The following is a 21,832-nucleotide window of genomic DNA, read 5'->3' as shown; positions in this document are numbered from 1 at the left end:
GCATTGCATCGTAATGTTATTACATCAATTGCGTTATGCTATAACGTGTGTCATAGCCACTGACAACAGGGAATCTGGAAAAACATGCTGATGTCCAATCGGGCTCGCGCCCCCAAAACCGAAAGCCAATTGGTATCGCTTGCCGATGCCGGCATTCGCCGGGATGGCCGATGGTTGGTGCGGGGCGTCGATTTCTCGATCCGCCGCGGCGAGGTGGTGACGCTGATCGGCCCGAACGGCGCCGGCAAGTCGACGACCGCAAAGCTGGCGATCGGGGTGCTGCGCCCCGACGAGGGATCTGTCGCAAGACTGTCTGGCCTGCGCGTGGGTTATGTCCCGCAGAAACTGTCGATCGACTGGACCATGCCGCTCTCCGTGCGCCGGCTGATGCGGCTGACCGGCCCGCTTAATGACGCCGATCTTCTGGCGGCGCTGGCATCGACTGGCATTTCCCATCTCATCGATGCCGAGGTCCGTCACCTCTCCGGTGGCGAGTTCCAGCGGGCGCTGCTTGCCCGGGCGATCGCCCGCAAGCCGGATCTGATGGTGCTCGACGAACCGGTCCAGGGCGTCGATTTCGCCGGCGAAAGCGCGCTTTACGATCTGATCCGCTCGATCCGCACCACGACCGGCTGCGGCATCCTGATGATCTCGCACGACCTGCATATGGTGATGGCCGGAACCGACACCGTCATCTGCCTCAACGGCCATGTCTGCTGCCGCGGCACGCCGGAAGTGGTGAGCCAGAGCGCCGACTACCTGAAACTCTTCGGCAATTCGCGGTCGCTGGCGGTCTACAGCCATCATCACGATCACACGCATCTGCCGGATGGCCGGGTGATGCATGGCGACGGTTCGGTCACCGATCACTGCCATCCCGATGACGGGCACCATCATCACGACGGCGATGATCACGACCATTCGCATCACCACCACCATCACGGCGATCATGCCGAGGCGAAGGGAGAGGGCCGTGCTTGACGACTTCTTCACCCGGGCACTCATCGCCGGGATCGGCGTGGCACTGACCGCCGGGCCGCTCGGCTGTTTCGTCGTCTGGCGGCGGATGGCCTATTTCGGCGATACGATGGCGCATTCGGCACTGCTCGGGGTGGCGCTGTCGCTGTTCTTCCAGATCAACCTGCTGGTCGCCGTCTTCGGCGTCGCTGTCGTCGTGTCATTGCTGCTTCTGGCGCTGCAGCGGCTCCAGTCGCTGTCGGCGGATGCACTGCTCGGCATCCTCTCCCATTCGGCTTTGGCGATCGGCCTCGTGCTCGTCGCCTTCATGACCTGGGTCAGGATCGACCTGATCGCCTTCCTGTTCGGCGACATCCTCGCCGTGACGCGCGCCGATATCGTGCTGATCTGGGGCGGCGGAGTGCTGGTGCTGGCGGCGCTCGTCTGGCTCTGGCGGCCGCTGATCGCATCCACCGTCAGCGAGGACGTGGCGGAGGCGGAAGGCATGAAGCCGGCGCAGACCAGGCTGCTCTTCATGCTGCTGATGGCGCTTGTGATCGCCATCGCCATGAAGATCGTCGGCATCATGCTGATCACGGCGCTTCTGATCATTCCGGCGGCGACGGCCCGGCGGTTTTCGGCAAGCCCGGAGCTGATGGCGGTGCTCGCCTCGGTGATCGGCGCGCTCGCCGTGATCGGCGGCCTGTTCGGCTCGCTGCACTACGATACGCCGTCCGGCCCTTCCATTGTGGTGGCGGCGCTCTTACTTTTCATATTAAGCCTGCTCCCGGCAGCGGGTAAAAACACGGCCGAGAAGGCCGGCAACCAAGGAGTGCGATGATGAACGCACCAGTCTCGACACCGACCTCCGCTCCGGCGCTGACCAAGAACCAGTCGCTCGTCTTCGACGTTCTGACCCGGTCCGATGCGCCGATGAGCGCCTATACGATCCTCGACCGGCTGCGCGACCACGGTTTTCGCGCCCCGCTGCAAGTCTACCGGGCACTCGACAAGCTTTTGGAATTCGGCATGGTGCATCGGCTTGAGAGCCTCAACGCCTTCGTCGCCTGCGCCCATCCGGAAAGCGAATGCTGCGGCCAGGGGCACGGCCACGGGCACGGCACCGTTGCGTTTGCCATTTGCGAGAGCTGCGGCCACGTGTCGGAATTCCACGATCACGAGGTCGATCACCGCCTCGGCGACTGGGCGAAGGCGAAGAATTTCAAGCCTGCCAAGACGACGATCGAAATCCGCGGGCTGTGCGGCGCCTGCGCCGCCTAAAGTTGGCGCAGGTCGCGGGCGAACCGATTCCAGTTGGCGACGTAACGAACTGCCGACTGCTTCAGCTTCTCGACGGCTTCATCGTCCAGCACCCGCATGACCTTTGCAGGCGAGCCGACGATCAGCGAATTGTCGGGAAATTCCTTGCCTTCGGTGATCAGCGCATTAGCGCCGACGAGGCAGTTCCGGCCGATCTTCGCGCCGTTCAGGATCGTCGCACCCATCCCGACCAGCGAATTGTCGCCGATCGTGCAGCCATGGATGATCGCGTGGTGGCCGATCGTGCAGTTTTCACCCAATGTCACCGGATAGCGTGGATCCGTATGGATCATCACACCTTCCTGGATGTTGGTTCCCGCACCGACCACGATTGGCTCGTTATCACCGCGAAGCACCGAGCCGAACCAGATGCCGACATCCTCGCCGAGTTCCACCTTGCCGATGACGATCGCGTCCGGCGCCAGCCAGAAACGATCGGGGCCGGGGGTTTTCGGTTCGAATTCTCCGAGAGCATAAAGCGGCATGGTTCTCCTCCCAGGCTGGTGCGTCAGCCGATCTGGTATCGGGGCTTTTGCGTCAGACGACGGTCAGCGACAGTTTTCCGACTCCGTCGATCCCGCAGGTGACCTGATCGCCGCGCAGGACCGGGCCGACGCCAGCCGGTGTGCCGGTCATGATCACGTCGCCGGGTGCGAGCACGAAGAGTTTCGACAGTTCGACGATGATCTCCGGCAGTTTCCAGATCATCTGGTTCAGGTCGCCGGACTGTTTGCGGGCGCCGTTGACGTCGAGCCAGATGGCGCCTGCCTGCGGATGACTGATCCTGGCCGCCGGCACCAGGGCGGAGACGGGGGCCGATTTCTCGAAGGCCTTGGCTGCCTCCCAGGGACGGCTCATCTTTTTTGCCTTGTCCTGCAGGTCGCGGCGGGTGAAGTCGATGCCCGCGGCATAACCGTAGACCTTGGAAAGCGCGTCCTCGAGTGCGATATCCGCACCGCCGCCGGACAGCGCCATCACCAGTTCCGCTTCGAAATGCACGTCGCTCGACTGCGCGGGGTAGGGGAAGCTGTCGCCGACATAAAGATTGTCGGCATTCTTCTGGAAAAAGAAAGGCGGTTCGCGGGACGGATCGCCGCCCATCTCGATCGCGTGGTCGGCATAGTTGCGGCCGACGCAATAGACCCGCCGCACCGGAAAGCGCTCAGCTAGCCCCTCGACCGGCAGAAGAACGGTTTCGGACATGGGGATCACGGTCGCAAGCATGGAGGATATCCTGGAAAACTGTGGTGCGCGGGCGATGAAGACGGCGCCCTTTGTCTCCCAATTCGCTGATTCATCCTAGCACTTTTTCAAGACCGCAGGAAAAGCTTGCGCCCCGCGGCGGAAGGTTTCATGAAGCGCAATTTCAACCCTCGATAGTTCATGCTAGGTTATTTCAGTGATTCGTTGAATAAACTGGCCGGGTCTTTCGGCGGCCAAACTCGTCAACAATAGCGCCCTGGATCCGCGGTATCCAAGCGGCCTCACGAACACAGTTGGAGATTACAACGGCTGAGCTGAGGGGCTCATTGTATCAAGCGTTAGGTTCCCAAGCCGGTGCCAGAACGGGGCTACCTGGTTGTCGACACAGCAGATACTCACCGGCGACTTCCTGGCGGGCGGTGGCGAAATGGCCGAGCTCGTCCGGACAAAGGACTGGAGCAACACGCCGCTCGGGCCCATCGATCGATGGCCCCAAAGCCTCAGGACAACCGTCAGTCTTTGTCTCGCCTCGAATTTTCCGATCAACGTGATCTGGGGCGACGACAACGTCCAGATCTACAATGACGGGTATCGCACCGTGTGCGGCTCGGCTCATCCACGCGCGCTCGGGGAGGATTACAGCGTCACGTGGTCGAGCGCCTGGCCCGCGATCGGTGAGCCATTTCGTCAAGCGCGCCAGGGCAATACGTCATTCCTCGAAAACCAGCGGATGTTTCTGACCCGCAACGGCTATCTGGAGGAAACATTCTTCACCTTCTCGCTTTCACCGATCCGCGACGAGACCGACGAGATCGGCGGCCTGTTCCATCCAGTGACGGAGACGACTGCGACCATGTTGTCGGAACGACGAACGCGGGCGCTCCGGGATCTGAATGCCAGCGTGACTTTGGCAGAAGACATGGACGACCTGTTGCGGCGCATCGTCGAAGTGCTCGCCCAGTTCGAGTTCGATCTGCCGGTTCTTCTTCTCTACCATTTGTCCCCGGATGGAAGCGCCTATGTGCTGGCGGCGCATCACGGTCTGCCGGCTCGGAGCCTGGCATCCATCACCGCTATCGACGCACATTCCAATACGCCCTGGCTGATGGCGAAAGTGCTGACTACGGACAGTACTCTGGGGATCACCGAGTTTTCCGATCTCTTCAAGGGTGCCGGCCCCTATCAGGAGCCTCCGGAGCGTGTGCTCCTTCTTCCGATCACTGTCCCCGGACTGGATCTGCCTCCGGTCTTCGTGGTGGCCGGAGCTTCGCCGCGGCTGCCGTTCGATGATGCCTATATGGGTTTCTACGAACTGCTTTCGACCGCGATCTCGGCCGCCGTAAACGCCGTGCGGGCGCGTGCGGACGAGCGGCGGCGGGCCGAGGCGCTGGCGGAAATCGATCGCAGCAAGACCATGTTCTTCTCGAACGTCAGCCATGAGTTCCGCACCCCGTTGACGCTGATACTCGGGCCGCTCGCCGACGTGCTTCAACAGCCCGAGGGGCTTTCCTTCGAAGACAGACAGCGAATTCTTGTCGCCCAGCGCAATGGCCTTCGCCTGTTGAAATTGGTCAACACGCTGCTGGATTTTTCGAGGATCGAGGCGCAACGCGTGCAAGCCTCCTTCGAACAGATCGATATCGGCATCCTGACCGCCGAACTGGCATCGAATTTCAGGTCCGCGTGCGAGCAGGCCGGGCTCAAGCTCGTTGTCGATATCGCTGACTTGCCCCAGCCGGTCTATCTCGACCGGGATCTCTGGGAGAAGATCGTCCTGAACCTGCTTTCCAATGCGTTTAAATTTACGTTCGACGGAGAGATACGCATAGCCGTTCGGCCGTCGGACGACATGGAACATGCCGAAGTCACGATCCGCGACACCGGCACGGGAATAGCGGCCGAAGAATTGCCGCGCCTGTTCGAGCGCTTTCACCGCATCGAGGGGGCAAAAGGAAGGTCATTCGAGGGCTCCGGCATCGGCCTCGCCCTGGTGCAGGAACTGGTGCATCTTCAGGGCGGAGAAATCCGTGCCGAAAGCCGGCTTGGTGAAGGCACCTCCTTCTCGATCTCGATACCCTTCGGAAAGGCGCATATCCCTTCGCAACAGATGCGGACTTCCCAGCCGGTCGAGAGCAATGCCGGCAGAACCCAGGCTTTCGTCGATGAAGCCATGTCGTGGCTCTCGGCAGGCGCTGCTGCGGGCGCCGTGTCGATATCGCCAGCCGCGAGCACGGAGACGGCCGAAACGCTCGCTCCGACCGGGCATGTCCTCCTGGCGGACGACAATGCGGATATGCGTGCCTATGTGGAGCGGCTGCTGTCGATATCCGGCTTTACGGTCGAGACAGCCGGTGATGGCGAGGTGGCACTTGACGCAGCGCGCCTCAGGCGGCCGGACCTCATCGTTTCCGACGTCATGATGCCTGGGCTCGACGGATTTGGTCTGTTGTCGAGGATAAGGGCGGATGGCGACCTCAAGGACACGCCCTTCATCCTGCTGTCTGCCCGTGCCGGCGAAGAGGCCAGGCTGGAGGGTATCGGCGCCGGTGCAGACGATTACCTGGTGAAGCCTTTTTCGGCCCGGGAACTGGTGGCGCGCATTGCGGCGTTGATCAGGCTATCGCGGGATCGACGCGAGATGCTTTTGAGAGAAACCGCCGCGCGCCTTCAGGAGCTGAATGCGGATCTGGAGCGCCGCGTTCTTGAACATTCGCGCGAGCGGGGGCGGACCTGGCAATATAGCCAGGACCTGCTCTCGGTGATTGACTTCGAGACAGGTGTATTCGAAAAGACCAATCCCGCCTGGAAGAAAACCCTCGGCTTGGACGAGGAGAAACTTCTGGGTACGCCTTTGCGGACGCTTCTTCATCCGGACGACGTTGTCGCGAGCGAAACTACGCTGCAGGCGGCGCGACGCGGCGTGCCCGTGCTTCACTTCGAAAACCGGTGTCTGACCCGGGAAGGCGACTATCGCTGGCTCTCCTGGGTGGCTGTCGTCGTCGATGACAAGCTCTATTCCAGCGCTCGCGACGTCACCGACCACAAGACGCGCGACGACGAGCTGAGGAAGACGCAGGAAACGCTGCGCCAGGCTCAAAAGATGGAGGTGATCGGTCAGCTCACCGGCGGTGTCGCGCACGATTTCAACAACCTCCTGATGGTCATCTCCGGTGGATTGGATGTCCTCGACAAACGCGACGATCCGGTGCGGCGGGAGCGTATCAAAAGCGGCATGCTGCAGGCAGTCAATCGCGGAGCATCGCTCACAAGGCAATTGCTGACCTTTGCCCGGCGGCAGCCATTGAAGCCGCAGCCCGTCGATCTTCGCCACCAGATTTCCCAGATGCGCGAACTTCTCGACCGGACACTCGGCGGGGACATCACCATCGAAGTCGACGTCGATACGGGAGTGTGGCCGGTACAGGCAGACCCGTCCGAACTCGAGCTCGTGCTTTTGAACCTTTGCGTCAATGCCCGCGACGCAATGCCGACGGGCGGTACGATCGTCATCAGCGCCTCCAATTCCGTCGTCGATGCCTCGGGCAAACGAGGTGAGGTTGTGAAGATCACCGTCGCCGATGGCGGCATCGGAATGCAGCCCGAGGTTCTCAAGCGGGTATTCGAGCCGTTCTTCACCACCAAGGAAGTCGGCAAAGGATCAGGATTGGGGCTCGCGCAGGTTTACGGTTTCGTCGAAGCCTCCGGCGGATCGGTCGAGATCAACAGCGAACCAGGGGTCGGAACGGCCGTAGACCTTTGGCTTCCCCGGTCGAGTGAGGCGTCATTGGAGGCGAGCGGCAACCATTCATCCCGCGCCCACGGCGAGGCGGACAGGAGCGTCGCCGGAAAAATCCTGGTCGTGGAAGATGACGACAGCGTCGCCATGCTGGTCAACGACATGCTCGACCAGCTTGGCTATTCGGTAACCCGCGTCGACGGGGCAGCCGCCGCGCTGAGCGTGCTCGCGTCCGATGCCGAGCCGGATTTGATGTTCTCCGACATCATGATGCCTGGCGGCATCAATGGGGTGGACCTCGCCAAGGAGGTCAAACAAAGACATCCAAAACTGCCAATCCTGCTCACATCGGGTTATGCGGACGCGCTCAAGAGCGCCGCCACCGCGGAAGGCGTGGAGATCTTGCCGAAACCCTACAGTCTGCGGCAGCTTTCGGAGGCACTCCGGGCAACCATCCCGGATGCCAGGGAATAACGTAGGCCCAGTGCGATTATTGCAGCAAATCCGCGAGGCCGTAGAACGCCGCCGATATCGCTGCGGCTGTCGGCATCGTCACGATCCAGGCGATCACGATGTTGCCGGCGAGCCCCCAACGTACAGCTGAAACCCGGCGGGCGGCGCCCACGCCGACGATCGCTCCGGTGATCGTGTGTGTCGTCGAGACAGGAATGCCGAGCCAGGTCGCGCCGAACAGTGTCAGCGCTCCGCCCGTTTCGGCGCAGAAACCCTGCATCGGGTTGAGCCTGGTGATCTTCGAGCCCATCGTATGGACGATCCGCCATCCTCCGAAAAGAGTGCCGAGCGCCATTGCGGATTGGCAGGAAAGTACCACCCAGAAGGGCACGTAAAAGGTCGAACCGAGATATCCCTGGCTGAACAGAAGCACCGCGATGATGCCCATCGTTTTCTGCGCGTCATTGCCGCCGTGGCCGAGGGAGTAAAGCGACGCGGAGATAAACTGCATCACGCGAAATGTCCGGTCGACCGCGAACGGCGTTTGCCGAACGAAGAGCCAGGAGACGAGGAGCACGAGCAGCAGCGCCAGCAGGAAGCCGATGGCTGGCGACAGGAAGATCGCTCCGATGGTCTTCCCGAGACCACTCCAGACAATCGAGCTTAAGCCGACCTTTGCAAGACCGGCTCCCACCAGTCCGCCGACGAGCGCATGCGAGGAACTGGACGGTATTCCGAAAATCCAGGTGAGAATATTCCAGATGATTGCCCCCATGAGGGCGGCAAAGATCACCTGGGGCGAAACGATTCCAGGATCGATGATGCCTGTGCCCAGTGTTTCCGCCACGTGCAGGCCGAAGAAAAGGAAGGCGATGAAATTGAAGAACGCCGCCCACGCGACCGCATATTGCGGCCGCAGGACGCGGGTCGACACGATCGTCGCGATGGAATTGGCCGCGTCATGAAGACCGTTGAGGAAATCGAAGAACAGGGCGAGTGCGATCAGCCCGAAGAGAAGTGGCAAGGCGAGAGAGATATCCATCAAACGTTCTCGATAACGATGCCGCTGATCTCGTTGGCGACGTCCTCGAAACGGTCGACAACCTTCTCCAACTCGCCATAAATCTCGCTGCCGATCATGTAGGCCATCGCATTGCCGCTCGCCCCGTGACGCCGATACAAGTCTTTCAGGCCCTGGTCATGAAGGTCGTCCGACCGGCCTTCCACGCGGGTAACCTCCTCAGCGATCGCTGCAAGGCGTTGAGCATTGGAGCCAACCTTGTTGAGAAGGGGGATTGCTTCCGAAATGAGGTTCGCCGCCTTGACGATTTCGCCACCCATCTGCTGCATAAGCGGATCGAAGCCGGATTGCTCGAACAGCCTGATCGTTTTGACCGTTTTATGCATCATGTCGATCGCGTCATCCATCGACTGGATGAGGTCCTTGATGTCGCCGCGGTCGAAGGGCGTGATGAAGCTCCGCCGGACGGCAAGAAGAACGTCTCGTGTGATGTCGTCGGCCTCATTCTCCAAGGTGACGATGAGTTCGCAGTTTTTCTCGACCTCATTGCCTTTCAGGAGCTGGTCAAGCGCGTGGGCTGCTGCAACGACCGTTTTTGAGTGCTGGGAAAACATTTCGAAGAATCGGTCTTCACGCGGCATCAGCTTCCGAAAAATACTCATCATACCGTGCGACCTTCCATGCGGCTGACTGTCATAAATGTGTCATAAACACGCTCTGGCAATTGAAGCAACACGCAAAATCGACAGTTTGATCCGCATGAAATCCACAAAAAAACGCGGCAAACCGCGACCGGACAGATCCCAGACGCTGCTCAAGCAACTCGCGGCAGTTCCCGGCAGCCTGTTCGCCGGCGCGTTTCGCCAACAATATGGCGCTTTGTGCTTTCGATATCGGGTTGACGGCCCCCATGTTGAAGTCCTGGTGATCACCTCGCGCGAGGCCGGGCGGTGGGTCATCCCGAAAGGTTGGCCGATGAAGGGGAAAAAGCCGTTCGAGGCGGCGGCGACCGAAGCCTGGGAGGAAGCCGGCGTGAGCGGGACGGTGAAGAAGAAGCCGGTTGGCCGCTATACCTACCTGAAAGAACTCGACAACGGCGACGTGGCCCCCTGTATCGTCGACGTATTCCAGATCGAAGTCACGGAGGTCGCGGCTGGCTTCAAGGAACAGGGGCAGCGCATTCTCGAATGGGTCAGCCGCGATGAAGCGGCGCGACGCGTCCGCGAGATCGAGCTCAAGTCGCTGCTCGTCGAATTTCAGCCGCAGGGTCGCAAGAAGCGCAACCGCGGCTAATTCTGAACCTGATCGCCGACGCTTTGGTGGGTGGTCCTGCTTTGCAGCAGCTCGCCTTGCCGTTCCAGGACCGGATAGGCCGTGGCTGCGACAAGGTGCGAATTGATCTGCTTGAAATCCCGCAACAGGTCCAGGTGCACAGAGCTGGTTTCCGCCGTATCGAAATCGCCCTCGCGCAGCCGCTGGAAATGGGCGTTGGTTCCGTCACGCTCCGCCCGCCGGAAGACGATTTTTTCGTCGGCGAGCATGCGTGCGACGCGCTCGTCCTGCGACATGAAAAGCGCAGCGGCGGCGCGCAGATTGTTGGAGAGGCGGTCCAGCAGGCCGCTGAGCTCATGCTGGCCTTCCTTCGAAAAGGTCATGCCTCGGCGCAGTCTTTTGACAAGATGGGGAAGCACGTTTTGGTCGATGACGTCACCTGCGTGTTCCAGGCCGGTCGAGAACAGCAGGATCTCGTCAAGGCGTCTCCGGTCGATATCGCTGAGTTCTTCCGGGTCGATGGATGTGAGATATCGTTTGACTGCCGTATTCAGGCGGTCGAGGACATTGTCCTTCCGTCGTAATTCCGCCAGGGCGCGGCGATCGGTACTCGTCAAGGCAGCCTTCGTTCCCGCCAGCATTTCCTCAAGCACGTCGACCAGCCGCAGGACTTCCCGCGCCGCTCCCTGCAGCGCGACAACCGGCGTTTCCTTCGCTGACGGATCGAGATATCGCGGATGGCCAGGATCGCTCTCGTCGATCCGCCGCGGCAGCAGCCTGACGAGAGCGTTTGCGAACGGCGAGAGGAACGGCATGAAGACGACCGCGACCACGAGATTGAATGCCGTGTGAAAATTCGCGACCAACCGGGCACCATCGCCCTCGATCTGGATCATCAGCGCCGTAATCGGGGAGAGGAGCGCAAACGCTGCCAAAACGCCCAGAATTCTGGTAATCAGATTACCGATCGGAAGCCGTCTGGCCGAAAGATCATTTGCGGACTGCCCCTCGACGACCGGATTGATCGCCGTCCCCAGGTTGGCGCCGAGGGTCAGTGCGAAAGCCTGATAGGGATCGATCAGCCCCTGGCTCGCAAGCGACATGACGAGCAGGACCACTGCGACGCTCGAATGGGCGGCCCAGGTCAGTGCGGCGGCGAGCAGAAGGCTGAGGAGCGGCGTGGTCGATATGGCTGAAAGAACTGCGGCAAAGGCCGGCGTATCGGCATATTCCGTCAGCACACCGAGCAGTTGATGCAGGGCGAGCAACATGAAGCCGAGGCCGATAAACACACGACCGAGGTCATGGACCTGCGGATTTTGGGTGCGGCGGAACATCAGGACGCCGAGCAATACGAGAGCCGGTGACGCGGCGGCCACGTCAAAGGACAGGACCTGCACGATGAGCGTACTGCCGACATTGGCACCCAGCATGACGGCAAGCGCCGGGACTAGATCGACCAGCCCGTCGGCCGCGAACCCCGATGCCATCAACCCGGTCGCCGTACTGCTCTGAAGAATTGCGGTGACGCCCAGTCCGGAAAAGAAGGCTTTTATCCGATTGTTTAGAGCGCGGCCGAGAAAAGACCTGAGACTGGGGCCGAAAGCACGCTGGATGCCCGTCTGCACCATCCGCGTCCCCCATAGAAGGAGGGCTATGTGTCCGGCAAGGGTAATGATTGCAATAATGAAGGGCATGGTATTTCCGTAAGTAATCAGCCGGACGGAGAATCGAACTGGCGCCGCAAGATGTTAGCCAGCTAACACAATTGCCGGGATCTATTGCTTTTTCAAGGCTGAGGTCTGGCCGGCGGGTATCGGGGGCCATCGTCCGGTATTCCCGGAAGACGGAGCGTTTTTTCGAGACGATAGGATGTCGGATCGGCAAAGTCTCGTTCGTCCTAGAGTCGTCTACTTCACCCCATCAGAAGGATCACGGCCATGCCGAACACCATACGCCTGCATCGCGTTCTGGCAACCAGCCCGGAGAAGATCTATCGCGCTTTCATCGAGCCTGACGCGCTCGCCAAATGGCTTCCGCCCAACGGCTTTTTGTGCACCGTGCATCACTTGGAGCCGAAAGTCGGCGGCAAGTTCAGGATGTCCTTCAGGAACTTCACGACAGGCAACAGTCATGCCTTCGGCGGGGAATTTGTCGAACTCGTCCCAGGCGAACGCGTCCGCTACACAGACAAATTCGACGATCCCAACCTGCCGGGCGAAATGGAAGTCACGGTAAAACTGAAGAAGGTTTCGGTCGGCACCGAGGTGGATATAACCCAGGCAGGCGTACCGGACGTCATCCCGCCCGAGGCTTGTTATCTCGGCTGGCAGGAGTCGCTGCGGAACCTGGCAAGGGTCGTCGAGCCTGAGATCAACGAATAACGTATATCACGGTGCAAGGCCGGGAGACCGGATCGCGTCAGCAACCTTTCGCGATCCGGTGCGAGACGCAGGTTTCCTGCGTTTCCAACCTGATCTGGTTCTCGTCGCCTATGCGGCGGCCATCGTGGTGCGCGCGAAAACCGGACAGTGGGGTAAAGACCGGAGGCCACGTCGCCGCCGGATTGTGTTACCATTCCAGCGGTCTCAAAGCGGAAAGGTCGAATGCCCCTTCAGCGTGTCAGTTTCTATGTGCTTTTGGTCCTGGTGACCATTGCGTTCGTCGCAGTCGTCCTGCCGTTTTATTCAGCGATATTCTGGGCAATCGTCCTCGCTATCATCTTCTTCCCCCTTCATGCTCGCATCGAGGCCTGGCTGGGTGGGCGCAGAAATATCGCGGCGGCGCTCTCCGTCCTGATCTGCCTTTGCGTCGTCATCATTCCAGGGCTGATCGTCCTCAGCTCGCTCATCCAGCAGGGTAACCTTCTTTATGCGCGTATCGACAACGGCGAGATCGACGTGCGGAGGTTTTTCCAGGAGCTGCAGGAGACGCTGCCCCTGTTCGTCCGCGGCTGGATCGAGCGGATCGAGCTGGAGGGCTTCGACACGCTTCGGGAGCGCGTCTCCACGGCGCTGATGCAGGGCGGCGGTTTCTTTGCCGGGCGCGCCCTGAGCCTTGGCCAGAACACCCTGCAGTTCTTCGTCGCCTTCGGCGTGATGCTCTATCTGCTGTTTTTCATGTTCCGGGACGGGCGGGTGCTCGCCCGCACGATCAGAAAAGCACTGCCTCTCAGCGACGCGCATACCCGCCGCTTCACCTCCAAATTCACCGCTGTCATCCACGCCACCGTGCGGGGCAACATCATCATCGCCATCATCCAGGGCTCGATCGGCGGTATCGCATTCTGGGCACTCGGGGTGGAGCCGGCCTTGCTGTGGGGCGTTCTGATGAGCGTCCTGTCGCTGCTGCCGGCGGTCGGTGCTGCATTGATCTGGATGCCCACGGCCGTTTACCTGGCGCTTGCCGGCTTTTGGGTGAAGGCCATCGTGCTGGTCGCGGTGGGCGCTCTGGTCATTGGTCTTGTCGATAATCTTCTGAGACCGCGCTTGGTCGGTAGGGAAACCAAGCTTCCCGACTATGTCGTCCTCATTTCCACCATTGGCGGAATCTCTCTGATGGGTATCAACGGGTTCGTCATCGGACCGCTCGTCGCTGCTCTCTTCATCGCCGCCTGGGGAATATTCGTCGAGGAGGAGGGCATTTCGGATGCCTGATGAGGGCAACGGTCTCTCCCATGTATTTAACGACGATCTTGGATTTTTCCCGCAGATCCCGCGCAGCTCGGAAATTGACCCAGGCGGGGTCGATGGAGTAGGGAAAGCCGACCCGGCATGCCTGCGGTTGCTTCGGCGCAGTGGTGCCGATGACCGATTGCTCGTTTGGCACATGGTAATTCCATTTGCCGGATTGCGCCGGATCCAGGCCCGAAACGGCGGATCGGGGCGAGGCCGGGCGTCAAGAAGACGGTGAAAAAAGTGACACAAACAGCTAAGAAAGCTGAATATTTCAAGGCTCCAGTTTTTGCCGTCGCCCCGATGATCGACTGGACCGATCGGCATTGCCGTTTCCTGCATCGGCAATTGTCGAAGTCGGCGCTGCTCTATACCGAAATGGTGGTGGCGGACGCGATCATCCATGGGCCGCGCGACCGGCTCCTGTCCTATTCGCCGCAGGAGCATCCCGTTGCGCTTCAGCTCGGTGGTTCGGATCCGGCAAAGCTTGCCGAGGCGGCCAGGATCGCGGCCGATTTCGGCTATGACGAGATCAACCTCAATGTCGGCTGCCCGTCGGACCGGGTGCAGTCGGGCACCTTTGGCGCCTGCCTGATGCGCGATCCGGGGCATGTCGCCGAGCTCGTTTCGGCGATGAAGCGGGTGTCGAGCGTGCCGGTCACCGTCAAGTGCCGGATCGGCGTCGACGACCAGGAGCCGACGCAGGTGCTGCCGGATTTCCTCGCCCGGGTGATCGGCGCCGGCGCCGATGGCGTCTGGATCCATGCCCGCAAGGCCTGGCTGCAGGGGCTGTCCCCGAAGGAAAACCGCGAAATCCCGCCGCTCGACTACGACCTCGTTTATGCCATGAAGCGGAAAAACCCGGACGTGTTCATCGGCATCAACGGCGGCATCGCCGATCTCGAGCAGGCGGCCCGGCATCTTGGCCACATGGACGGCGTGATGCTCGGCCGCGCCGCCTATCACAATACCGGATTGCTGGCCGGGGTGGATGCGTTTTTGAAGTCTGGTGCGGTCGAGACGGCTCGAACCCCCGACATCGACTGGCTGGCGCTCAGCGAGACGATGATGGCCTATGCGGCGGAACTGATCGGCCGGGGCGGGCGGCTGCATCATGTCACCCGGCATATGGTCGGGCTGTTCCAGGGTTTTGCCGGCGCGCGGCGGTTTCGCCAGATCCTCTCCACCGACGCCACCCGGCCGGGCGCCGGACCGGAAGTCATCGCGGCCGCCTTTGCGGCGGTCGGTATCGATGCGGCGACGGTTCACGCCGCCGAATAGCCGTACGCCCACGAAAGGCGGCGCCCGCCGGGACGCCGCCGTCTTGTTCCCTTCAATGCGCCATGCCCATGTCCGGAGAGATGTTCTGGTTCATCCGGAACATGTTCTGCGGATCATAGATTTTCTTGATCCGCGACAGGCGCTGATAGTTGCCGCCATAGGCGGCTTCCACGCGGTCGGTCTCGTCGGCCGGCATGAAGTTTATATAGGCGGTGCCGATCGCATGCGGCTTGGCCTTTTCGTAGAGGTCGCGAGCCCACGCGATGCACGCCTTGTCCATCGAGGCGTCGCGCCAGCGGGCATGCACGTTCATGACGAAATGCGAACTGCGCTGCGGGAAGGCAGTGGCATCCGACGGCACGCGGCCCGCTGCCCCGCCGACATGGCCGATAAAGATCTCGCATTCCGGACCGGGCAGCTTGCCGATCGCCTGGAGCAGCATATCGATCGTCGCATCCGAAAGCGATGCGAAATCGTGGCTCTTCCAGTAGTTGCGCGCACCCTTTTCCAAGAGCGGATCGAAGGCCTGCTGCCATTGGGTGAAGGGCATCGGCGCGACGATATCGGCGATCGGCTGGCCGATGCCGCGCAATTGCGCGCAGGCCTCTTCGGCGATCGCCATGCCGCCGCAATAGCACATGGCAAGTGCCAGGATCTCCTTGCCGTGCCACTCCGCGGGCAGGAAGGGAAGCGGCGGTGCCTTGCGCATGACGGCCCAGCAGGTCAGTTCGTCGGGCGCGGCTTCGAGCGCCTTTCGATATTCGGCAAGGACGTGCCGCGCATCGGCGAAGGGATGAACGACCAGCCCGGCCATGATCTGCCGCCCGAGCGGATTGAGCTTGAACTCGAAGGATGTGACGATCCCGAAGTTGCCGCCGCCGCCGCGCAGCGCCCAGAAGAGGTCGCTGTTTTCAGTTTCGCTCGCCCGCAGCAGCCGGCCGTCTGCGGTCACGACGTCGCAGGACATCAGGCAGTCGAGGGTGAGGCCGTATTTGCGGGTAAGCCAGCCGAAGCCGCCGCCGAGCGTCAGCCCCCCGACGCCCGTGGTAGAGTTGATGCCGGTCGGCACGACCATGCCGAAGGCGCTGGTCTCCTTGTCGATGTCGGCGAGCGTAGCGCCCGGTCCCACCCGGACACAGCCGGCGGCAAGATCGACGCGCACATGGTTCATGGGCGAGAGGTCAATCATCAGGCCGCCGTCGCAAACGGCATGTCCGGCGATGTTATGGCCGCCGCCCTTGACCGCAACGAGCAGATTGTTATCTCGCGCGAGTTCCACGGCATGGATGACGTCGGCGCAGCCGAAGCACTGAACGATAAGCGCCGGTCGGCGATCGGTCATCGCGTTCCAGATCGTCCGCGCCTCATCGTAGCCCGGATCGTCTGGCGCGAGCACCCGGCCGCGCTCCTGGATGGCGAGGGCTTCGATGGCCGCGCCGCTGAGCGTGGTCTGGCCGGTCTGCAGTGTCATGAGTTTAGCGTCGTTCATCATAGTCTCCTCCCAGTTGGGGTTCAATGTCCGACGCAGCACATTTTGCGCCTTCGCCCTCCTGGAAGCAAGTAGGCGAAAGGGAGGCCTGGCGCAGACGCCGGACAACCGAGCGCAAACCGCAGATCATCGACGAAAGCTTTCAGGCGGCGAGAGGTCTCGGCGGGCCGCACCGACCTGCGAAACCCTAATCCCGCACCATCGTTATCAAAACCTCTCAGACATCCGCGCCGGTCTCGAAGACCGAGGCATTGGCGGCGAAACCTTGTTCGGCGCCGAGGACGTCGAGCATTTCGCTTGTCAAATCGACATTGGAGCCGTTGGGGGAAGTCGGGGAGGTGGAGGGTGTGACGCTCAAGGAGACGCTGCTGTTCGGCAACGAGGAGAACTCGGCCGCCAGCCGGTTCTAACTGCCGGTCTCGGCATTGGCGATGTTATTGGCAGTCGCATTCGCGCTGCATGCTGTGTCGTGGTGGTTGCAGAGACCGCAACCGGACAGGGGGATGCTCATGGATGCAATCAAGATCGGCGGATTGACGCTCGAATTTCTGCACAGCAAGGACGATACGGTCGGGAGCTTGGACCTCTTCCGCATGACCGTACAGCCCAAGGCAAAAATGCCGGCGCCGCATTATCACGAAAGCCGGGATGAGGCGGTCTACGGGCTTGCCGGCACGCTGGTTCTCAGGATTGACGGAACCGACCACGCGATCGGGCCGGGCGGCTCGGTCTTCATTGCGCGCGGCGTCGTGCATTCCTTCCGCAATCACGGCGACGAGCCGGCGGTCGTGCTCAGCGTCCTGACGCCCGGCGTGCTCGGGCCCGCCTATTTCCGGGAACTCGCCGAACTGATGGCCGCCGGCGGGCCGCCCCATCCCGCAACGGTCAAGGAGATCATGACGCGTTACGGGCTGGTGCCTGCTGCGGCGTGACGACTGCGGCGGAGTGAAGAGGGGGCCAGACTAAGCCCGCCGCCCGCGTTTATTCGGCTGCCTCCGCGTAAGCCTCCAGCGGCGGGCAGGTGCAGACGAGGTTGCGGTCGCCATAGACGTTGTCGACGCGGTTGACCGGGGACCAGTATTTGTCGACGCGGAAGGCGCCCGGAGGGTAGCAGGCCTGTTCGCGGGAATAGGGGCGATCCCATTCGCCGACCAGGTCTTCGACCGTGTGCGGGGCGTTCTTCAGCGGATTGTTCGACCGGTCCATGCGGCCGTCCTCGATGGCGCGGGCTTCCTCGCGGATCGCCAGCATCGCATCGCAGAACCGGTCGATCTCGGCCTTGGTCTCGCTTTCGGTCGGCTCGATCATCAGCGTGCCGGCGACCGGCCAGCTCATGGTCGGGGCGTGGAAACCGCAGTCGATCAGGCGTTTTGCGACATCGTCGACGGAAACGCCGGCCGAGACGTTGAGCGGGCGCGTGTCGATGATGCATTCATGCGCGACGCGGCCGGCCTCCGACTTGTAGAGCACGTCGTAGGACCCTTTAAGGCGGGCGGCGATGTAGTTGGCGTTGAGGATCGCCACCTTGGTCGCCTGGGTCAGACCTTCGCCGCCCATCATCAGGCAGTAGGACCAGGAGATCGGCAGGATCGACGGCGAGCCGAAGGGGGCGGCCGAGACGGCACCTTCGCGTCCGTCCGTCGCCGGGTGGCCGGGGAGGTGCGGGGCGAGATGCGACTTGACGCCGATCGGGCCCATGCCGGGACCGCCGCCGCCATGCGGGATGCAGAAGGTCTTGTGGAGGTTCAAGTGGGAGACGTCGGAGCCGATGTCGCCGGGGCGGGACAGGCCGACCATGGCGTTCATGTTGGCGCCGTCGAGATAGACCTGGCCGCCATGCTTATGGGTGATCTCGCAGATCTCGCGCACCGTCTCCTCGAAGACGCCGTGGGTCGAGGGGTAGGTGATCATGCAGGCCGAGAGGTTGGCGGCATATTGCTCGGCCTTGGCGCGGAAATCGTCGAGGTCGATATCGCCGTTGTCGCGGACCTTCACGACCACGACCTTCATGCCGACCATCTGCGCCGAGGCCGGGTTGGTGCCGTGCGCGGAGGTCGGGATGAGGCAGACGTCGCGGTGGGTGTCGCCCTTGGCGAGATGGTAGTTGCGGATGGTGAGCAGGCCCGCATATTCGCCTTGCGCGCCGGAATTGGGCTGCATGGAGAAGGCGTCGTAGCCGGTGATCTGGCAGAGTTTCTGCGACAGGTCGTCGATCATTTCCTTGTAGCCGAGGGCCTGGTCCGCGGGCACGAAGGGGTGGATGTCGGAAAATTCCGGCCAGGTGATCGGCAGCATTTCGGCCGTGGCGTTCAGTTTCATGGTGCAGGAGCCGAGTGGGATCATCGCCCGGTCGAGCGCCAGGTCCCGGTCCGAGAGCCGGCGGATATAGCGGGTCATCTCGCTTTCGGCGCGGTTCATGTGGAAGATCGGGTGGGTCATATAGTCGGATTTGCGCAGAAGCGCGGTCGGCAGGCGCCAGGTGGGCTCGAAGTCCGAAACCTTGAAATTGCCGCCAAAAGCCCGCCAGACGGCTTCGAGCGTCACGGGGCGGGTGCGCTCGTCGAGCGACATGCCGATACGGGTCTCGCCGACCTTCCTGAGATTGACGCCCTCGGCGACGGCGGCGCGCAGGATCAGGCCCTGCATGTGGCCGACTTCGACGGTGATCGTGTCGAAGAAAGTATCGGGTTCGATGACATAGCCGAGCTTTTCGAGGCCCTTGGCCATCAGCACGGCCTTGCGGTGGACCTGCTGGGCGATCGCCTTCAAACCGTCCGGGCCGTGGAAGACACCGTACATGGAGGCCATCACGGCCAGCAGCACCTGGGCGGTGCAGATGTTCGAGGTCGCCTTTTCGCGGCGGATATGCTGTTCGCGGGTCTGCAGCGACAGGCGGTAGGCGCGGTTGCCGCGACTATCGACCGAAACGCCGACCAGGCGGCCGGGCATGGCGCGCTTGTGGGCATCCTTGACCGCCATATAGGCCGCATGCGGGCCGCCGTAACCGACCGGCACGCCGAACCGCTGGGAGGAGCCGATGGCGATGTCGGCGCCCATTTCGCCGGGGGATTTCAACAGCGTCAGCGCCAGCGGATCGGCGGCGACGGCGGCGACCGCGCCGGTCTGGTGCAGGCGGGAGATCAGGCCTGAAAAATCGCGGACATGGCCGTTGGTGCCGGGATACTGGAAGATCGCCCCGAACACATCGACCGGGTCGAGATCGGTCATCGGGTCGCCGATGACGACGGTCCAGCCAAGCGGCGCGGCGCGGGTCTCGATGAGGGCAATGGTCTGCGGGTGGCAGGCGGCATCGACGAAGAAGGCGGTCGCCTTGGATTTCGCCTGGCGCTGGCAGAGCGCCATGGCTTCGGCGGCGGCGGTCGCCTCGTCGAGCAGCGAGGCATTGGCGACGTCGAGGCCGGTGAGGTCGCAGATCATCGTCTGGAAATTGAGCAGCGCCTCGAGACGGCCTTGAGAGATTTCCGGCTGGTAGGGCGTGTAGGCGGTGTACCAGGCGGGGTTTTCAAGAATGTTACGCTGGATGACGGGGGGCGTGATGGTGCCGTAATAACCCTGGCCGATCAGCGAGACGAGCGCCTTGTTGCGGTTCGCCGTATCGCGCAGCTTGTCGAGCGCCTCGCGTTCGGTGAGCGCCGGCCCCCAGCTAAGCGGTGCCGTCTGGCGGATCGAGGCGGGAACTGTGGCGTCGATCAGGGCGTCGAGGCTCTTGTAGCCCACCACGTTCAGCATCTCGGCCATTTCGGTCGGCGAGGGGCCGATATGGCGGCGGTTGGCGAAATCGTAGGGCTGGTAGTCGGTGAAATGGAAATCGGTGCTGTCGGTGGTCATGCGATCAGGTCCTGGTAGGCGGCCTCGTCCATCAGCGCGTCGGCGTCCGCGGTGTTCTTCAGCTTCAGCTTGAAGAACCAGCCTTTGCCCTGGGGGTCGGAATTGACGATCGAGGGGTCGTCGACGATCGCCTGGTTGACCTCGGTGACTTCGCCATCCAGCGGACAATAGACGTCGGAGGCGGCCTTGACGCTTTCCACGGTCGCGGCATTGCCGTCTTTGGTCAGCTCGGCGCCGACCTCCGGCAGTTCCACGAAAACGAGATCACCGAGCTGGTCGGCGGCATGCGAGGTGATGCCGACGGTCGCGACACCGTCCTCAAGCTTCAGCCATTCGTGTTCGGCGGTGAATTTCAGCATGGTTCTCTCCGGAGGATTATCGTTTGTAGGTGGGGGTGATGAAGGGAAGGGCGGAGACGGTGAGGGCCAGGTATTTGCCGCGCACCTCCGCAAAAATCTGGCAGCCGGGTTCGGCAAAGCGGGTCGGGACGTAGCCCATGGCGACGGGGCCTTCGACCGAGGGACCAAAGGTGCCGGAGGTGACTTCGCCGAGTTCGGTCGTTCCTTCGGCGTCCGCATAAAGCTTGGCATGAGCGCGGACAGGCGCCTTGCCTTCCGGCTTCAAGCCGATGCGGCGGCGGGAGGTGCCGTTCGCCAGTTCGTCGAGAATGCGGGCAGCGCCCGGAAAACCGCCGGCGCGGGCGCCGCCCAGGCGGCGGGGCTTCTGGATCGCCCATTCGAGCGCTGCCTCGATCGGCGACGTGGTGGTGTCGATGTCGTTGCCATAGAGGCAGAGGCCGGCTTCGAGGCGCAGCGAATCGCGGGCGCCAAGCCCGATCGGCTGGCAGTGCAGGTCTTCGAGCAGCGCCTTGGCGATCTGCTCTGCCTGGTCTGCCGGAACCGAGATCTCGAACCCGTCCTCGCCGGAATAACCGGAGCGGGAAATGATGCACTCGGCATCGTGAAGAGACGCGTCGCGCACATCCATGAACTTCATGTCGACCACATCCGGCCAGAGCGCCGCCAGCACCTCTTCCGCGCGGGGACCCTGAAGGGCAAGAAGGGCGCGGTCGTCGAGGAGGGTAACGTCGCAGCCGATCAGATGCGCCTGCATATGGGCGAGGTCGGCGTCCTTGCACGACGCGTTGACGACGACGAACAGGTGGTCGCCGCGGTTGGTGATCATCAGGTCGTCGAGGATGCCGCCGTTGTCTTCGGTGAAGAAGCCGTAACGCTGGCGGCCGGGCTTCAGGCCGAGGATATCGACCGGCACCAGGGTTTCGAGTGCAAGGGCCGCGTCTTCGTAAGTGCCGGACTTCGCACGGATGACGACCTGGCCCATATGGGAGACGTCGAACAGGCCGGCCGCAGTGCGGGTGTGCAGGTGTTCCTTCAGCACGCCGGCCGGATATTGCACCGGCATGTCGTAACCGGCAAATGGTACCATCCTGGCGCCGAGCGACAGATGGAGGGCGTGAAGCGGGGTGGTCTTGAGAACGGTCTGATCGTCCAAGGACGCCTCCAGGGTTGGCGCTTCCAAGCGCCGGCTCAGATTCAGGCGCAGTGACGCACCGGTTT

19 protein-coding genes are annotated in these 21,832 nt (G+C 62.2%); 9 read left to right on the top strand and 10 right to left on the bottom strand.

Annotated elements, in window-relative coordinates; all coding sequences use genetic code 11:
* The first annotated feature begins 84 nt into the window (after positions 1–84).
* Genes ABCW43_RS00570 through ABCW43_RS00560 form a run of 3 tightly spaced genes read left to right on the top strand, consistent with a single transcriptional unit; the run spans position 85 to position 2,238 of the window.
* Positions 85–981, top strand: a complete 897-nt coding sequence (locus tag ABCW43_RS00570; RefSeq protein ID WP_345921663.1) for an ATP-binding cassette domain-containing protein — start codon at positions 85–87, stop codon at positions 979–981.
* Positions 974–1,798, top strand: coding sequence for a zinc ABC transporter permease subunit ZnuB (gene znuB / locus ABCW43_RS00565; protein ID WP_345923265.1), 825 nt, complete (start codon positions 974–976; stop codon positions 1,796–1,798). Before ABCW43_RS00570 ends, znuB begins: the two co-directional genes overlap by 8 nt.
* Positions 1,798–2,238 (top strand): Fur family transcriptional regulator, encoded by a 441-nt coding sequence (locus ABCW43_RS00560; RefSeq protein ID WP_345921662.1) that lies wholly within the window; start codon positions 1,798–1,800, stop codon positions 2,236–2,238. The genes znuB and ABCW43_RS00560 overlap by 1 nt, the downstream gene beginning before the upstream one ends.
* Here ABCW43_RS00560 and ABCW43_RS00555 read toward each other — a convergent pair.
* Together ABCW43_RS00555 and ABCW43_RS00550 are read right to left on the bottom strand one after the other, a co-directional pair.
* Complete coding sequence (locus ABCW43_RS00555) at positions 2,235–2,762, bottom strand: gamma carbonic anhydrase family protein (RefSeq protein WP_345921661.1); 528 nt, start codon at positions 2,760–2,762, stop codon at positions 2,235–2,237. The genes ABCW43_RS00560 and ABCW43_RS00555 overlap by 4 nt on opposite strands.
* A gap of 52 nt (positions 2,763–2,814) precedes the next feature.
* Entirely contained in the window at positions 2,815–3,501 is a 687-nt protein-coding gene (locus tag ABCW43_RS00550; RefSeq protein WP_345921660.1) for a fumarylacetoacetate hydrolase family protein, read from the bottom strand.
* 355 nt (positions 3,502–3,856) lie between these two features.
* Here ABCW43_RS00550 and ABCW43_RS00545 point away from each other — a divergent pair, with 355 nt between their 5' ends.
* Positions 3,857–7,690 carry an ATP-binding protein gene (locus tag ABCW43_RS00545; protein ID WP_345921659.1) on the top strand — a complete coding sequence of 1,278 codons (3,834 nt, stop codon included), beginning with the start codon at positions 3,857–3,859 and terminating at the stop codon, positions 7,688–7,690.
* Positions 7,691–7,706: 16 nt separating this feature from the next.
* Here the strand turns inward: ABCW43_RS00545 and ABCW43_RS00540 are convergent, their stop codons facing one another.
* Positions 7,707–8,711: an inorganic phosphate transporter gene (locus ABCW43_RS00540; protein ID WP_345921658.1), complete on the bottom strand. Its 1,005-nt coding sequence runs from the start codon at positions 8,709–8,711 to the stop codon at positions 7,707–7,709.
* On the bottom strand, positions 8,711–9,355 hold the full coding sequence (locus tag ABCW43_RS00535; RefSeq protein ID WP_345921657.1) for a DUF47 domain-containing protein: 645 nt from the start codon (positions 9,353–9,355) through the stop codon (positions 8,711–8,713). Before ABCW43_RS00535 ends, ABCW43_RS00540 begins: the two co-directional genes overlap by 1 nt.
* A 94-nt stretch (positions 9,356–9,449) precedes the next feature.
* Between ABCW43_RS00535 and ABCW43_RS00530 the strand changes: the two genes are divergently transcribed.
* Entirely contained in the window at positions 9,450–9,983 is a 534-nt protein-coding gene (locus ABCW43_RS00530) for an NUDIX hydrolase (protein WP_345923263.1), read from the top strand.
* On the opposite strand, the gene ABCW43_RS00525 is transcribed toward ABCW43_RS00530, so the two are convergent.
* The gene (locus tag ABCW43_RS00525; protein ID WP_345921656.1) at positions 9,980–11,659 is read right to left on the bottom strand and encodes a Na/Pi cotransporter family protein; all 1,680 of its coding nucleotides are present in this window, start codon (positions 11,657–11,659) and stop codon (positions 9,980–9,982) included. The two genes, ABCW43_RS00530 and ABCW43_RS00525, sit on opposite strands and share 4 nt — an antisense overlap.
* A 243-nt stretch (positions 11,660–11,902) precedes the next feature.
* Here ABCW43_RS00525 and ABCW43_RS00520 point away from each other — a divergent pair, with 243 nt between their 5' ends.
* From ABCW43_RS00520 to dusA, 3 genes are all read left to right on the top strand, one after another.
* Positions 11,903–12,346 carry an SRPBCC family protein gene (locus ABCW43_RS00520; protein ID WP_345921655.1) on the top strand — a complete coding sequence of 148 codons (444 nt, stop codon included), beginning with the start codon at positions 11,903–11,905 and terminating at the stop codon, positions 12,344–12,346.
* Between the two features lie 222 nt (positions 12,347–12,568).
* The gene (locus tag ABCW43_RS00515; protein ID WP_345921654.1) at positions 12,569–13,618 is read left to right on the top strand and encodes an AI-2E family transporter; all 1,050 of its coding nucleotides are present in this window, start codon (positions 12,569–12,571) and stop codon (positions 13,616–13,618) included.
* A 321-nt stretch (positions 13,619–13,939) separates the two neighbouring features.
* Positions 13,940–14,917 (top strand): tRNA dihydrouridine(20/20a) synthase DusA, encoded by a 978-nt coding sequence (dusA, locus tag ABCW43_RS00510; protein WP_445738910.1) that lies wholly within the window; start codon positions 13,940–13,942, stop codon positions 14,915–14,917.
* 52 nt (positions 14,918–14,969) lie between these two features.
* Here the strand turns inward: dusA and ABCW43_RS00505 are convergent, their stop codons facing one another.
* Complete coding sequence (locus tag ABCW43_RS00505) at positions 14,970–16,406, bottom strand: FAD-binding oxidoreductase (protein WP_345923261.1); 1,437 nt, start codon at positions 16,404–16,406, stop codon at positions 14,970–14,972.
* A 217-nt stretch (positions 16,407–16,623) separates the two neighbouring features.
* Positions 16,624–16,764: a flagellar basal body rod C-terminal domain-containing protein gene (locus ABCW43_RS00500; protein ID WP_345921652.1), complete on the bottom strand. Its 141-nt coding sequence runs from the start codon at positions 16,762–16,764 to the stop codon at positions 16,624–16,626.
* Positions 16,765–16,915: 151 nt separating this feature from the next.
* Between ABCW43_RS00500 and ABCW43_RS00495 the strand changes: the two genes are divergently transcribed.
* Positions 16,916–17,338 carry a cupin domain-containing protein gene (locus ABCW43_RS00495; protein WP_345921651.1) on the top strand — a complete coding sequence of 141 codons (423 nt, stop codon included), beginning with the start codon at positions 16,916–16,918 and terminating at the stop codon, positions 17,336–17,338.
* Positions 17,339–17,387: 49 nt separating this feature from the next.
* On the opposite strand, the gene gcvP is transcribed toward ABCW43_RS00495, so the two are convergent.
* The 3 genes from gcvP to gcvT are packed head-to-tail and all read right to left on the bottom strand — an operon-like array spanning position 17,388 to position 21,767.
* On the bottom strand, positions 17,388–20,255 hold the full coding sequence (gcvP, locus tag ABCW43_RS00490; protein ID WP_345921650.1) for an aminomethyl-transferring glycine dehydrogenase: 2,868 nt from the start codon (positions 20,253–20,255) through the stop codon (positions 17,388–17,390).
* Positions 20,252–20,614 carry a glycine cleavage system protein GcvH gene (gene gcvH, locus ABCW43_RS00485; protein WP_345921649.1) on the bottom strand — a complete coding sequence of 121 codons (363 nt, stop codon included), beginning with the start codon at positions 20,612–20,614 and terminating at the stop codon, positions 20,252–20,254. The genes gcvP and gcvH overlap by 4 nt, the downstream gene beginning before the upstream one ends.
* Before the next feature lie 16 nt (positions 20,615–20,630).
* Positions 20,631–21,767, bottom strand: a complete 1,137-nt coding sequence (gene gcvT, locus ABCW43_RS00480) for a glycine cleavage system aminomethyltransferase GcvT (RefSeq protein WP_345921648.1) — start codon at positions 21,765–21,767, stop codon at positions 20,631–20,633.
* Between the last annotated feature and the right edge of the window lie 65 nt (positions 21,768–21,832).

This window comes from Neorhizobium tunisiense (assembly GCF_039631515.1).
GTDB lineage: Bacteria > Pseudomonadota > Alphaproteobacteria > Rhizobiales > Rhizobiaceae > Neorhizobium.
The sequence above is the reverse complement of the archived record's forward strand: the minus strand, read 5'-3'. Positions and strand labels throughout refer to the sequence as shown.

What these genes read in the sequence shown, in the direction of transcription:
- gcvP (WP_345921650.1), bottom strand. Translation starts at nt 20,255, where the DNA reads ATGACCACCGACAGCACCGATTTCCATTTCACCGACTACCAGCCCTAC.
- dusA (WP_445738910.1), top strand. Translation starts at nt 13,940, where the DNA reads ATGATCGACTGGACCGATCGGCATTGCCGTTTCCTGCATCGGCAATTG.
- ABCW43_RS00530 (WP_345923263.1), top strand. Translation starts at nt 9,450, where the DNA reads ATGAAATCCACAAAAAAACGCGGCAAACCGCGACCGGACAGATCCCAG.
- ABCW43_RS00520 (WP_345921655.1), top strand. Translation starts at nt 11,903, where the DNA reads ATGCCGAACACCATACGCCTGCATCGCGTTCTGGCAACCAGCCCGGAG.
- ABCW43_RS00525 (WP_345921656.1), bottom strand. Translation starts at nt 11,659, where the DNA reads ATGCCCTTCATTATTGCAATCATTACCCTTGCCGGACACATAGCCCTC.
- ABCW43_RS00550 (WP_345921660.1), bottom strand. Translation starts at nt 3,501, where the DNA reads ATGCTTGCGACCGTGATCCCCATGTCCGAAACCGTTCTTCTGCCGGTC.
- gcvH (WP_345921649.1), bottom strand. Translation starts at nt 20,614, where the DNA reads ATGCTGAAATTCACCGCCGAACACGAATGGCTGAAGCTTGAGGACGGT.
- ABCW43_RS00560 (WP_345921662.1), top strand. Translation starts at nt 1,798, where the DNA reads ATGAACGCACCAGTCTCGACACCGACCTCCGCTCCGGCGCTGACCAAG.
- ABCW43_RS00570 (WP_345921663.1), top strand. Translation starts at nt 85, where the DNA reads ATGCTGATGTCCAATCGGGCTCGCGCCCCCAAAACCGAAAGCCAATTG.
- ABCW43_RS00495 (WP_345921651.1), top strand. Translation starts at nt 16,916, where the DNA reads ATGGATGCAATCAAGATCGGCGGATTGACGCTCGAATTTCTGCACAGC.
- ABCW43_RS00540 (WP_345921658.1), bottom strand. Translation starts at nt 8,711, where the DNA reads ATGGATATCTCTCTCGCCTTGCCACTTCTCTTCGGGCTGATCGCACTC.
- ABCW43_RS00505 (WP_345923261.1), bottom strand. Translation starts at nt 16,406, where the DNA reads ATGAACGACGCTAAACTCATGACACTGCAGACCGGCCAGACCACGCTC.
- ABCW43_RS00515 (WP_345921654.1), top strand. Translation starts at nt 12,569, where the DNA reads ATGCCCCTTCAGCGTGTCAGTTTCTATGTGCTTTTGGTCCTGGTGACC.
- ABCW43_RS00535 (WP_345921657.1), bottom strand. Translation starts at nt 9,355, where the DNA reads ATGATGAGTATTTTTCGGAAGCTGATGCCGCGTGAAGACCGATTCTTC.
- ABCW43_RS00555 (WP_345921661.1), bottom strand. Translation starts at nt 2,762, where the DNA reads ATGCCGCTTTATGCTCTCGGAGAATTCGAACCGAAAACCCCCGGCCCC.